The following is a 12,792-nucleotide window of genomic DNA, read 5'->3' on the forward strand; positions in this document are numbered from 1 at the left end:
TATATGGTAATTTACCATTAAGTAAATCGATTAAGAACCTACAATGACAAAGCCAAAAACTTGGACGCTAAAAAGTATTGCCAAAGAGTTAGGCGTTTCAAATGCCACCGTATCAAATGCCTTTAATCGTCCTGATCAATTATCGAAAGCACGCCGCGAAGAAATTTTGGCGGCCTGTAAAAAGCTCGGCTATTTTGGCCCAAACAAGGCGGCGCAATCATTACGCCGAGGCACCTTTAATATTGTTGCTTTAGTATTGCCAGACAGCGTTGAATATATGGTATCAGATCCGGTTGCTAGCAGCTTTATGCGCGGTGTATCGGCGGTGCTCGAAAAAAATGGCATTAATCTTTTATTATTTTCAGGTAACAACGATAACCTAAATAGCGTAGTCGATTTTGTTGATGGCTTTATTTGTTATGGTCGCCCTCGTAATAAACAACTTGTTGAACAGTTAAAACAGGTTGCCAAGCATGTTGTAACGGTTGATTTTAACATCGGTCGTGATGCCTCTGTAAACGTAAATAACCAACAAGCCAGTTTCGATATTGCCAAGCATGCACTGCACAAAAATGATGATCGGGTTGCTATTTTAGGCCTGCGCTTACTCGATAACGACGTATTATGCCGAGTATACGAACATCATGAGTTTGAAGCAGGTCAGTCGATTGCTCATCAACGACTGCGCGGTTATCACCAAGCAATCAGCGATGCTGGCATCACCTTGGGTGATGATAGAACATGGAATATTCCAGAAAGCAGTGAACGCTTTGCCAGCATTGCCGCCAAAGAAGCGCTTAGCAGCACACCAAGGCCAAACGTTTTGTTGTGTATGAGTGATTTAATTGCCCTTGCCGCCATGCGCGAAGCATTAAAAATGGGCTTATCGATTCCAGAAGATGTCAGAATTGTTGGTTTTGATGGCATAGATGAAGGCCAACGATTTGTGCCAAAACTCACAACGGTCCATCAAAATAGCGAAGAAAAAGGCCGCATTGCTGCGACCTTGTTTCTATCGAAAGAGCAGCAAACAGCCGAAATCGACTATCAACTGCAATTGGGTCAAAGTAGTTAGGCTAAAAAGTCAGCCAAATCAACAATACTTTGTTCGCCGTCTCGGTGGTCAACAATAATCACTTCACGGCTAGCAAAGTCAACTTTTAACTCGATTGAGCTGGTATCATCATGCCAGCTTAAACGGCACACACTGCCTTCACCTTTCGCAATAAACTCACCGTTAAATGCTGGATGCTCATTACGTAATTGAATCAGCTTGATCAACCCTTTCACCACAGGTTTAGCAAGCGCAGCATCAATGTCTTGCGCATTTAAATAAGGGCGATTGATATCACGACCTACATTGGTACGAGCCAGTAATTCCATATCGTTTTCACAAGCGAACAGGCCACCATAATAAACTTGTGGAATACCTGGCGCGAAGAACTGAATTGCACGCGCTAATAAGTAATCAAAGTCATCTGCGCCCAAGGCATTGTAATATGTGCAGTTAACTTGATATAAATCGACATTACTTGCTGCTGCACCAGTTGCTAATCGGCTTTGCCCTTCACTCTTTTCATGAATGGTTTCAACCAAGTTATCAATTTCTGCTGCATTTAATAGACCCGGTTTATCACCCATTGGGCCTGCGTCAATGATGCCAATGCCATCATGGGTATCGAGAACCGTTAAACAATTTCGCGGCGAAATGGTTAGCCAATTCAGTAAAGCTTGCGCATCATTGCTAAACAAGCTGTGTAAAATAAGTGGTGGTAAAGCAAAGTCATAAACCATATTTACACGCTTTGCGACTTCAACCTGAGTCTGGAAATGGCTGTGGATCTCGGCAATGGTTTCCATACCCGCTTCATTAGCTTGTGCCGAAAGCTTATTTAAATACTCAAATGTTTCATCCAACATAAAGCAGTTTGTGCCAGCTTCTTTAATCGCATAGCCTGCCGCATCTAAACGAATAATGTTGACATTATTATCAGCAAACTTGCCAAGCACCGTATTTAAATACTCGATACCCGCCGTTGATTTCACATTAATATCAATTTGGTTATCGGTAAATGTGGTCCAAAAATCATAGGTTTGGCCATCACCACACGCAATAGGTGTAAAACAGCTACCCGGACGCGGACGGTAAATCGCTTGTTGCTCAGCCTCAGACATGCCATTTGGGAATACATCGTCTTTGGTTAAAAATAAATCCCAAAATTCAGATTGCTTGCCTTTCGCAAGTACATCTTTAAATTGGAAAGACTGTGCTGAAACATGGTTAACAATTAAGTCAGCCATAAGGTCATAGCTTGCACCAAGCACGTTAATATCGTCCCAGCTACCAAGGCGCGAGTCTACTTCACTATGATCAATAGGATCGAAGCCAGCATCACTGCCATCAATAGGATTATAAAATGGCAACAAATGTACACCTGCAAACACATTGTTAAGTTGGCCATTTAATAAATTACTTAATTCATCAATACCTTGACCAGTAATACGGTCTGCGTAGGTGATTAATTGCACTTTATTGTTGATCATAATTGTTAATACCAAGTTGAAACTTAATCGATTAAGATATATCTTTAACCACGACAGCAAATTATTCAAGCAGTTTTTATAGTTTTTATACACTAATATACATAGTAAAGGCGCAGACCTTTAGGTGGGGATACAACAATGAATAGAACACACGATCCTTTGCAAACCATTAGATGGCTGACATACATGATGTTTTTTATGTTTGCGATGACCTCTGATGCGGTTGGTATGATCATTCCTGAGCTTATCAATGAATTTAATTTAACTATGACCCAAGCCAGTGCATTCCATTATGCACCGATGGCACTCATTGCATTCAGCGGCCTATTTTTAGGTTTTTTGGCCGACAGTTTTGGGCGCAAGCAAACCATCATGCTGGGACTCGGCATATTCACCATTTGCTGTTTTCTGTTCGCCGTTAGCAGTAGTTTTAGCATATTTGTAGTGTTACTTAGCTGTATTGGTCTTGCAATTGGGTTATTTAAAACCGGTGCTTTGGCGCTGTTAGGTGATATTTCTAAAAACAATTTAGAGCACACCAAAACCATGAATTTGGTCGAAGGCTTTTTTGGTGTTGGCGCCATTGTAGGCCCTGCCCTTGTCAGCTTTTTAATCACCCAACAGGTAAGCTGGACCTACCTTTACGTTATCGCTGGGGTTTTATGTTTAATTTTAACCTTAATTGCTTGGCGTGCAGATTACCCTAAACCTAAAAAGCTTGAAGAGCACGCAAAACCAGCCTCTCTTGCAACCACAATGAGTATGATGAAAAACCCTTATGCACTGGGTTTTTCGTTAGCGATTGCCCTTTATGTTGCAACCGAAGTGGCTATTTATGTATGGATGCCTACTCTACTTGGCGATTACAACGGCCCATGGCAATTACTGGCAACTTATGCACTGACTTTATTTTTCATATTACGCGCTGCTGGGCGTTTCTTAGCGGTGTGGCTGTTAAATCACTTCAGCTGGCAAGCGGCGATGCTGTATTTAAGCTTAGGAATTGCACTGTGTTATCTTGGTTTAATCTTCGGCGGCGTTGATTGGGCGGTATTCTTACTCCCTTTATCTGGGCTATTCATGTCGATGATCTACCCAACTTTAAACTCAAAAGGTATTTCTTGCTTCGCGGTGCAACAGCACGGTGCAGTTGCTGGGGTTATTTTGTTTTTTACCGCCCTTTCTGCGGCAGCAGGCCCATTATTAATGGGTGTGATCAGCGACTACTTTGGACACATTCGTTACGGCTTTTATCTAGCAACAGGTTTCGCATGTTTACTGTTTTTAGCCATGCTATATAACTACTTACGAAACCCTGCTGAGCAAGCTTTAGCGCAGCACAGTGCATTGAGCCACTAAATAAAAATCGTTAAAAATCAATTATCGAACATAAATCGTGCAAGTTTTTCGCTAAAAAGACTTGCACTGTGTAAAATTATTGTTATCTTTACTTAATCGATTAAGATAACAATTTAGACAACAAACCATCTGGGATTGAGACGAGGCACATTATGACAACACACAAACATGCCCTTTATACATTAAGCGCGCTTGCATTAGCAGTAAGCCAAAACTTACACGCAGAAGAGCAAGCACAACCTGAGGCTAAAAAAAGCGGCCTTGAAACAATCGTTGTAACCGGTGTACCACGCCGTACAACCATTATGGCATCAAGCTCATCGGTTAGCAGTGTTACATTAGCTGAAATTGAAGTATCAACACCTCGTTCTACTGCAGAAGCCTTCAGAACAATTCCGGGTGTACGTTCAGAATCTACGGGCGGTGAAGGTAACGCGAATATCGCGGTACGTGGTTTACCGGTTGCATCGGGCGGTGCTAAATTCTTGCAACTACAAGAAGATGGCTTACCAGTTATGCAGTTTGGCGATATTGCCTTTGGTAACGCAGATATTTTTATGCGCTTAGATTCAACAGTGCAAAGTGTTGAATCAATCCGTGGTGGCTCAGCATCAACAGCAGCAAGTGACGCCCCAGGTGGTATCATCAACTTTATTTCAAAAACGGGTGAGAACGAATCAGGCAGTGTATCAACCACTGTAGGCCTTGATTATGACTCTATTCGCACAGATTTTGAGTATGGTACGTATTTAAACGACAGTGTGCGCTATCACATTGGTGGCTTCGTTCGCCAAGGTGAAGGTCCACGTGAAACCGGTTATACATCAAATAAAGGTGGCCAAATTAAGGCAAACCTAACTAAAGAGTTTGATGCCGGTTATGTTCGTGTTTACTTTAAACACCTCGATGATAAAAGCGTAGGTTACCTACCTATGCCAATGTACTCAGATGGTGATTCAATTCCAGGTTTCGATGCGCAATCTGATACGCCGCATTCAGCGCTTTTCACACAAACTCTGCGTTTAAACGGTGATAACCAAATCAGCACAGGTGATATGACCGACGGTATGAACCCAGTTGTTACTTCAGTAGGTTTTGAAGCGGCATTTGATTTAGAAAACGACTGGCGTATCGAAAACCGCTTTAGAACATCATCAGTAAGCGGTAACTTTATTTCTCTTATTCCTGCTGAAGTTGCAAGCGCAAGCTCTATTGCTTCTAGTATTGCTGGTGATGGTGCATCGCTTGTTTATGCAAATGGTGGCTCAGCAGGCGAAGCCTATGGCGATGACGATTTAGCAATGCGTATTCACACATTCGATGTAACGCTCAATGACATGGGTTCAATCGTTAATGACCTTAAGCTAACTAAGTCGTTCTCTGATGAGACCAGTGTTACATTTGGTTACTTTGCATCAAGCCAATCAATTGATATGTCGTGGCTTTGGAACTCATACGTTATGGAGTTAGAGGGCGACAATGCAGCTTTACTTGACGTTTACGCTGCGAATGGCGACAGCTACTCAGATAATGGCTTGTACGCTTATGGTACACCTTACTGGGGTAACTGCTGTCAACGTAACTACGATACAGAATACGAAACACGCGCACCTTACATTAACTTAGCCACTAAGTTTGGCGATTTAAGCATTGATGCAAGTGCTCGCTATGATTCAGGTGAAGCGCGCGGTAACTACGCAGGTGCCGTAACATCAACAGTTGATATGAATGGCGACGGTACTATCTCAATTCCTGAGCAAAGTGTTGTTGGTATTGATAACGCAAATCCAAGCATTGTTAACTACGACTGGCACTACAGCTCATACTCAATTGGTGCGAACTACCAAATTGATCCAAGCTTTGCGACTTTTGCCCGTTTAAGTAAAGGCGGCCGCGCAAATGCAGACCGCTTACTATTCGGTAAAGTAGAAGCAGATGGCTCGGTTGCAGAAGCGGATGCAATTGATGAAGTAAACCAATACGAAATCGGTGTGAAAAAACGTTTTGATTCACTATCAGTATTTGCAACAGCATTCTACGCAGAAACTGAAGAGCAAAACTTCGAAGCAACATCACAAAAATTCTTTGACCGCGAGTACGAAGCAAAAGGTATTGAGGTTGAATCAACCTACTACGTAGGTGATTGGGATTTCCGTGGTAACTTTACTTGGACAGACGCAGAAATTGCTAAAGATGCGTTATCGCCTGAGTTAGTCGGTAATACACCACGTCGTCAAGCTGACCTTATTTACTCACTAATGGCAACTTACAACTTTGACAAAGGTGCTGCTGGCCTAAGCTTTATTGGTACAACGGATGCTTACGCACAAGACAGTAACGACCTTGAGTTTGATGGCTATACGCAAGTGAATGGCTTTGTAAGTTACAATCTGTCTGAAAACTTAAGTCTATCGCTTAACGTGAACAACCTGTTCGACACCGTAGGTATCACAGAAGCAGAAGAAGGCTCTGTACCAGATAACGACATTATCCGCGCCCGTACTATTAACGGCCGTACAACGTCGCTTACTTTAAAATACTCTTTTTATTAATTACTCTCCTCCCTCGTTTTAGCCCAGTTTTTACTGGGCTTTTTCGGCTTTAATAACCAATTTTTTCTACTACACTTAATCAAATAGTCGTAATTAACCTCTCTCTAATAAAAAACACTGATAATAAGTTAATACTTTGATCTATAATCAGCATGGGTAGGTATTAACCATATAAATTAGGAACATACATGTTTGTCTCTAGCAAAAGCCACTCTTTACTCCAAGATCAATACAACGCGCTATTAGCTGAAGTTGAGGCACTTAAAGCCGACAATCACGTATTACGTGACGAAAACGAACGCTTAGAAGCAAAATTACATCAGCAAGCTGATGATGCAGACCAACTGTTCCTTGCCAACTTATTGAATAGTTCGATTGAATGTATCACGCAAATTGAGGGCGTACGCCAAACTGTACTCGACTCATACCTTGTTATCGAAGAAGAAAGCCAAGTTACTTTACAAATAAGCCAACTATTAAATGACTCAAATAACGCCCTGCAACATATTGTCAGTGAAATGGCGAGTATGGCAGGCAAAATGGGCAGCATGACCAGTAACATTACGGGTCTGTCTGATATGGCCGATAGCATCAACACCTTTGTATCAACCATCTCTAAAATCTCTGATCAAACCAACTTACTTGCGCTAAATGCCGCAATCGAAGCTGCCCGTGCTGGTGAGGCTGGTCGTGGGTTTAGCGTTGTTGCCGACGAAGTTCGTACACTTGCAACCAACACCAATAAATCAGCCCAAGAAGTATCTGATCTGGTAAAAGAGATCATCAATAAAACTGGCGAAACGGTGACCTCGGTTGAAGATATCCAGCAAAATAACACTCAGCTTTCAACCAGTTTTGATACGCTAAACAATGACTATGGTTCTATCATGAATCACTGTAGCTCAATGAAAGAAACCATTATTAATGCAGCCACACGCTCATTTGTGCAAACCGTAAAACTAGACCACATTGTTTGGAAAGGTGAAGTTTACTCAGTTGCCAATGGCACAAGTAATAAGTCGATTGATGACTTTTCAGATCACACCATGTGCCGATTAGGTAAATGGTATAATTCAGAGCAATCAAATGGCTTCAAACAACATAACGCATTTCGTCAATTAGAAGAGCCACATCGTGAAGTTCATCGCAATGGGGTTGAAGCTTTAGTCATGCTGCAAACTGGCAATAAAGACGCGGCTATTAATCACATTAATAAGATGGAAGCAGCCAGTGAACGAGTCATGCATTTACTGGATCAAATCGCTAATGGCTAATACCTAATTACTAAATGTAATAAAACCGAGCTACGATGCTCGGTTTTTTTATCAAGTTACTCAACTAAGCCTTCTTGCAGCACTGGCATAACAGCTCCTTGCTGCTCTTGGCGCTTTACATAGCTAAACAACATTAAGAATCCAAGAGCTAAACTTGCAGCTAGCATAGAGCCAAGGGTTGCAAACCTAAAACTATAAAACTGTGCAACAACCCCTGTTGCCCCTGCCCCGCACATAACACCCAGTTTAATGGCGTTCGTGTAAAACGCAGAGGTAAACCCTATTCGCTCGGGGAGCTGATCTTGTAATACGGTTAAGCCAATTCCTGCAAATATACCGTAAAACAGGCCGTTCAATACTTGCAGAGCGATTAAATGCCATACTTGAGTGGCAAAAAACACTCCTAAATAAAATACAATGGCACAACAAAATGCCACCGCAAGCATCGCGACTTTACTGTATTTTTTAGCAAGCTTTGCCCCATACAGCATGATAGGTATTTCTAACAGTGCCACTACACCCATAAACAGCCCGGGCGTATGTTCAGCAAATCCTAGTTCAGTAATGCTATAAAGCGGCAGTGCCGATGAATACATAATATTACCCGTTGAACCAAGCATAATAGCTAAGCCCAACAACCAAAATGATAAACTCGCTGCGGCTACAGGCTCTCTGCCGTTTTGCGACTTTTTAGCGCTGTAGTCAGGAATAAACTTAAATGCAAAGATAAGTGCAACCAAGGCACACACCGCAGCAAAGTAAAACGAGCGACTAAACTCGCCTCCAGCGGCTAACAAATAACCAAGCGGCGGGCCGCCCACCCAAGCAAAGGAAATAGCAGCACGTAAACGGGAATTAAAACTGGTAATGTCGATGTTCTGTTGACGCCCCGCCCATTGCCTTGCCACGGTCATCATTTGCGGAATTGCCGCATTGCCCATCGCAAGAAACAACACACCTGCGAGCAAGACTTGCCAAAATGCAGTGGCATTCGCAAAGGTCACTAACGCACACACCATACCTGATACAGCCACCATAAATAATTTTCGCGCACTGGTGCCTTTATCAGCCATGCCACCTAACCACTGACTAATAACTAACCCAGTAATGGTGACCGCCACCATATAAACACCTAAATACACGGGCGGTGTTTGCAGCCCTTCGACAATGAATAAGCTCATTAACGGGTTAACAAATGCTCCCATTAACCCTGTTAGCATACTTAGAAGAATAAAAATTACACCATGCTGTTTAAGCAATGCTTTCACTCACAACCCCACATTAATACGACACGTGAATAGATATTTAAAGGGCGCAAATTATACACAGTTTTAGCGAAAACTTCATTTTGTAATACAAATTAAATTAAGCCCATAACTGATTGTTTCTATCATCATGATAGAAACAATCAGTTTTACCAAACCAAAACACCTTCATATAATGGCTGCAACAAAACGCCAATGCCTTGGTGACTTTTGAAGAGGTTTATTATGAAATTTAATCGCACACTGACTTTAAGCGCACTTGCTCTTGTAATCAGCCTTCCTGCATCCGCTGCTACACTTACCAAAGACAATGGTGCAGCTGTAGGTGATAACCAAAACTCTATTACAGCTGGCCCGCGTGGCAGCGTTTTACTTGAAGACGTTCATCTAATTCAAAAACTGCAACGCTTTACTTACGCAATATAAAAAAGCGAAACAATGAGAAGGCACTGAGTTGAACTTTCGGCTAAATTACCCATCAAAATAAATACTTATAGCATTCAGTTAATTAAGTATTATTTATGAAATGGATTACTTTCTCCAAATGCGCTTATTCTCTTATTGTTTTAGCTGCAATGATTACCCCCGTTATCACTATTGATAATTTTGACAGTTCAAAAAGTCTGCCAATTGGCTTTGTTTTATGGGGTATTTCGCCCTATTTATTAATGGCGTGGATGGTTGAACAGAGTAAAACAAGACTGACACAAATCGCTTCGTTTATTGTCACTATAATGTGTGTCTTATTTGGTACTGTGACCTTAAGTTCAATCTATTTTTCTCATGATGCACAATCAGCGCTGGTGTTTCTTTTTGCTCCATTATGGCAATGGCTGGGATTATTAATACTTTGTATTCCATTATATTTTATGAATAAATACACTCAACAGTCTCAAGAAACGAAATGAATAAAAAGAACACTATAATAGTATGTATGGACTCAGCCACACTTACTAATAGTTTAAAGTAATATACGAATATCTGGCAAAGCTCAAAGTTTATCATTGAGTAGTTTGTAAAAACGTGATGTTACGCCATTCGTCCAGCCAAACCCTTGTTGTACAGTGTATTCGCCACCACCGGCACGGCTGACTAATTCACACACATTGTACTTTTCAAGTAGGCACTTATCCTCTGCAAAGCGCATTTCGATCATACTCAGCCAGTTTTTCATGATCGCCTGTGCCTCGCTGACAAAGCCATATTCAATTAAACCTTTTACAGCGAACCATTGCAGCGGCGCCCAGCCGTTAGGGCTATCCCATTGCTGCGGTGTACTACACAATGTTGTCACTAAACCACCGGGCTTTAAGAACTCACTCATCAGCTTTTGCTTTACTTGCATGGCCTGTTGTACAGATGCAGCGCCTACAAACAAAGGAACAGCCATTGCCATTGAGTCAACACTGCTTTGCTGATTGAGTCGAATGTTGTAATCACGATAAACGCCCTTCTCAGAATTCCAACAGTAGGTATTAATTGCATCTAAGCGAAGTGTAGCCAGCTCAGCGATTGACTGACTCTTTTGTTCTTCACCAAGTAAACGGTAAAATCGAGATAACGTATGCTCTAAGTTATACAGTAAGCTATTCAAATCTACCGGTATAATATTGGTTGTTTCAATGCTTTTTAGGTCACTATGATCGCTCAGCCAACGGCTACTGAAATCCCAGCCAGACTCGCATGCAGCGCGAATATGTTGAAAATAACTTTGTTGCTGCTCAGTTGTTAGCCCCTCAGCGTCATGTAAATCTTCTTTTAATGACTCAGGGCGAGGTGTTACCGCACTATCCCAATAGCGGTTTAAAATAGACTTATTGGGCATTTTAACAACACGCCTAATGGCTGGTGTTTCACCACTAAGGTCGTTACAGCCTTGCATCCAAAATTGATACTCAGCTTCAAGTGCTTTTACGGCGTTTGCCAGCCAAGTTAAGTCAGCTACATGTTTATATTTAGCATCCCATAGCAACGCTAACATTAACGCCAAAACAGGTGGTTGCGAGCGAGAGCTATAATAAACACGGTTACCATTTGGAATACAGCCATTACGTTCTTGTAGATCTATAAAGTTATTAACCATGGCTTCAATTGTCGTCAAGTCGCCACTATCTTCTAAACCCAAGGCTGTAAAATAACTATCCCAGTAATAAATTTCTTGGAAACGACCACCCGGCACAATGTAATCAAATTCAAGTGGCATCAGTGAGCTTGCTAAATCAGTATCAGCATTGCGATGCAAATGCGGCCATAAATCAACAATATATTGCTTAACTGATGTGGTATCTAATTTAGCTGTTGGGATAGTCTGGTCAGCAAACACAAAGTTCGACATAACAAATTCACGCAGCTCATCACCTCTTAAAGGGCCGACGAGTTGATACAACTCACAAGCACTTTGCCAAGATAAATTTGGCACTGCATCGGCAAACATTTTTGAATCAGCAAACACTTCTGCAAGCTGTACGTCTTTAAATAATTGGCTATTAACGAAGTTCATGATAATCCCTTATTCTGCGCTTGAGGTCACTTGATACTGTGGATTTAGACTGATTTTCTTAAAAATTGAAACAGTGATTAATAGCAAGGCTATTGGCACTAATGTGAGATAAAACGCATGCTGACCGCTAAATTTATCGAATACAAAGCCCGTAATAATTGAGCCTGTTGTTCCACCTAATGCTGAAAAAACCACAATTAAACCTGTCATAGCCGCATGCTTGTGCTTAGCAAGTGAACTCAGCATCACAGAGTTAAGTAACGGGTAAATCGGTGCCATAAAAAAGCCAATCAACGGCAGCATGTATGCTGCAAAAGGCACATCAAACACACTTTTCACTTGGCTACCATCAACATCATGAGTCAAAGGCAGCACCAATAATACGAGCACACCCATGGCGACCAAACAGCCCATTAATAAACTAAACCAACTAATAAATCTAAGTACTTGCCCTGCTACCAAACGACCAAGCGCTAACGCAGCGGCAAACAAACTAGCCAGTTGAATACTGACATCAACAGGTAATTTTAAAACTTGGTTATTAAAGGTCGGTAACCAGGTGCCCACGCCTTGCTCTATAAGTACATACATAAATGCACTAACAACAAAAATAAGCACCAGGGGTTGGTAAGTCAGCTTTAACATGTCAATAAAGTCACGTAGCTGAGATTGCTGATTAGTTTTTAGTTCTGGCGATTTTATAGGTGCCGCAATCACAGAAACAAACGCTACCGCAACAATCGCTGCAAGCAAGTAATAAACATTCAACCAGTGGCTACTTTGCGGGTTGTCAGCGTCAATAAATAACGCAAAAATCCAGTAACCTGATAACACCCCAAGCATAAACACCCCTTCAATGGTGTTTAATAACGCTGAGTGTTTATTAGCATTATCAGTCACTTGACCAATAACAGAATAAACAGAGATTTTCATTACAGCAAAGCTGCAACCAATTGCTGCAAAGAGCGCTTTTAATACCCAAAAATCGGCAATACTCGGAACAACCAAGCACATCACTGTAACCAGTAATAAAGCGCCAAGCATGGCAATTTTATAGCCTAAGCGAGGGATAAATGACGCCACTAAAAATGACACTATGGCAATACTTAGATCCTTAAATCCTTCAAGAACAGACGCCTGAGTTTTGCTTACATCTAAGCTATTGATTGCTTGTAAAATAACAGTGCCCACACTATTGAGCATAATAGCAAATACAAAATAGCTGCATGCCAACGCGATAGTTATTCTTATAGGATTCATTCACTTCAACCTATGATTATTTTTATTCAGTCTAGTTT

9 protein-coding genes and 1 pseudogene are annotated in these 12,792 nt (G+C 41.5%); 6 read left to right on the forward strand and 4 right to left on the reverse strand.

All coding sequences use genetic code 11. From position 1 onward, the window contains the following. Positions 1–43: 43 nt before the first annotated feature. A complete protein-coding gene (locus KQP93_RS18020; protein ID WP_055021617.1) occupies positions 44–1,075 on the forward strand; it encodes a LacI family DNA-binding transcriptional regulator in 1,032 nt (343 codons plus the stop codon). Here KQP93_RS18020 and gtfA read toward each other — a convergent pair. Beyond that, complete coding sequence (gene gtfA, locus KQP93_RS18025; protein WP_217877218.1) at positions 1,072–2,544, reverse strand: sucrose phosphorylase; 1,473 nt, start codon at positions 2,542–2,544, stop codon at positions 1,072–1,074. The genes KQP93_RS18020 and gtfA overlap by 4 nt on opposite strands. A gap of 138 nt (positions 2,545–2,682) precedes the next feature. Between gtfA and KQP93_RS18030 the strand changes: the two genes are divergently transcribed. The 3 genes from KQP93_RS18030 to KQP93_RS18040 all read left to right on the forward strand — a co-directional run bounded on the left by KQP93_RS18030 (position 2,683) and on the right by KQP93_RS18040 (position 7,729). After that, positions 2,683–3,903, forward strand: a complete 1,221-nt coding sequence (locus tag KQP93_RS18030; protein ID WP_217877219.1) for an MFS transporter — start codon at positions 2,683–2,685, stop codon at positions 3,901–3,903. A 152-nt stretch (positions 3,904–4,055) separates the two neighbouring features. Continuing rightward, complete coding sequence (locus KQP93_RS18035; protein ID WP_217877220.1) at positions 4,056–6,455, forward strand: TonB-dependent siderophore receptor; 2,400 nt, start codon at positions 4,056–4,058, stop codon at positions 6,453–6,455. A gap of 188 nt (positions 6,456–6,643) precedes the next feature. Then, positions 6,644–7,729, forward strand: coding sequence for a methyl-accepting chemotaxis protein (locus KQP93_RS18040; protein WP_175081686.1), 1,086 nt, complete (start codon positions 6,644–6,646; stop codon positions 7,727–7,729). Between the two features lie 56 nt (positions 7,730–7,785). On the opposite strand, the gene KQP93_RS18045 is transcribed toward KQP93_RS18040, so the two are convergent. Next, the gene (locus KQP93_RS18045) at positions 7,786–8,997 is read right to left on the reverse strand and encodes a sugar efflux transporter (RefSeq protein ID WP_254907773.1); all 1,212 of its coding nucleotides are present in this window, start codon (positions 8,995–8,997) and stop codon (positions 7,786–7,788) included. Positions 8,998–9,219: 222 nt separating this feature from the next. On the opposite strand from KQP93_RS18045, the pseudogene KQP93_RS18050 reads away from it, so the two are divergent. Both KQP93_RS18050 and KQP93_RS18055 read left to right on the forward strand, forming a co-directional pair. Then, positions 9,220–9,405 (forward strand): annotated as a pseudogene (locus KQP93_RS18050) (catalase); the annotation flags it as partial. A 110-nt stretch (positions 9,406–9,515) separates the two neighbouring features. Then, complete coding sequence (locus KQP93_RS18055) at positions 9,516–9,902, forward strand: hypothetical protein (protein WP_217877221.1); 387 nt, start codon at positions 9,516–9,518, stop codon at positions 9,900–9,902. Positions 9,903–9,985: 83 nt separating this feature from the next. Here the strand turns inward: KQP93_RS18055 and KQP93_RS18060 are convergent, their stop codons facing one another. Both KQP93_RS18060 and KQP93_RS18065 read right to left on the reverse strand, forming a co-directional pair. Next, positions 9,986–11,494 (reverse strand): trehalase family glycosidase, encoded by a 1,509-nt coding sequence (locus KQP93_RS18060; RefSeq protein WP_217877222.1) that lies wholly within the window; start codon positions 11,492–11,494, stop codon positions 9,986–9,988. 9 nt (positions 11,495–11,503) lie between these two features. Then, on the reverse strand, positions 11,504–12,754 hold the full coding sequence (locus KQP93_RS18065; RefSeq protein ID WP_217877223.1) for an MFS transporter: 1,251 nt from the start codon (positions 12,752–12,754) through the stop codon (positions 11,504–11,506). Between the last annotated feature and the right edge of the window lie 38 nt (positions 12,755–12,792).

The organism is Pseudoalteromonas shioyasakiensis (assembly GCF_019134595.1).
Taxonomy (GTDB): domain Bacteria; phylum Pseudomonadota; class Gammaproteobacteria; order Enterobacterales; family Alteromonadaceae; genus Pseudoalteromonas; species Pseudoalteromonas shioyasakiensis_A.

What these genes read in the sequence shown, in the direction of transcription:
- KQP93_RS18020 (WP_055021617.1), top strand. Translation starts at nt 44, where the DNA reads ATGACAAAGCCAAAAACTTGGACGCTAAAAAGTATTGCCAAAGAGTTA.
- gtfA (WP_217877218.1), bottom strand. Translation starts at nt 2,544, where the DNA reads ATGATCAACAATAAAGTGCAATTAATCACCTACGCAGACCGTATTACT.
- KQP93_RS18030 (WP_217877219.1), top strand. Translation starts at nt 2,683, where the DNA reads ATGAATAGAACACACGATCCTTTGCAAACCATTAGATGGCTGACATAC.
- KQP93_RS18035 (WP_217877220.1), top strand. Translation starts at nt 4,056, where the DNA reads ATGACAACACACAAACATGCCCTTTATACATTAAGCGCGCTTGCATTA.
- KQP93_RS18040 (WP_175081686.1), top strand. Translation starts at nt 6,644, where the DNA reads ATGTTTGTCTCTAGCAAAAGCCACTCTTTACTCCAAGATCAATACAAC.
- KQP93_RS18055 (WP_217877221.1), top strand. Translation starts at nt 9,516, where the DNA reads ATGAAATGGATTACTTTCTCCAAATGCGCTTATTCTCTTATTGTTTTA.
- KQP93_RS18060 (WP_217877222.1), bottom strand. Translation starts at nt 11,494, where the DNA reads ATGAACTTCGTTAATAGCCAATTATTTAAAGACGTACAGCTTGCAGAA.
- KQP93_RS18065 (WP_217877223.1), bottom strand. Translation starts at nt 12,754, where the DNA reads ATGAATCCTATAAGAATAACTATCGCGTTGGCATGCAGCTATTTTGTA.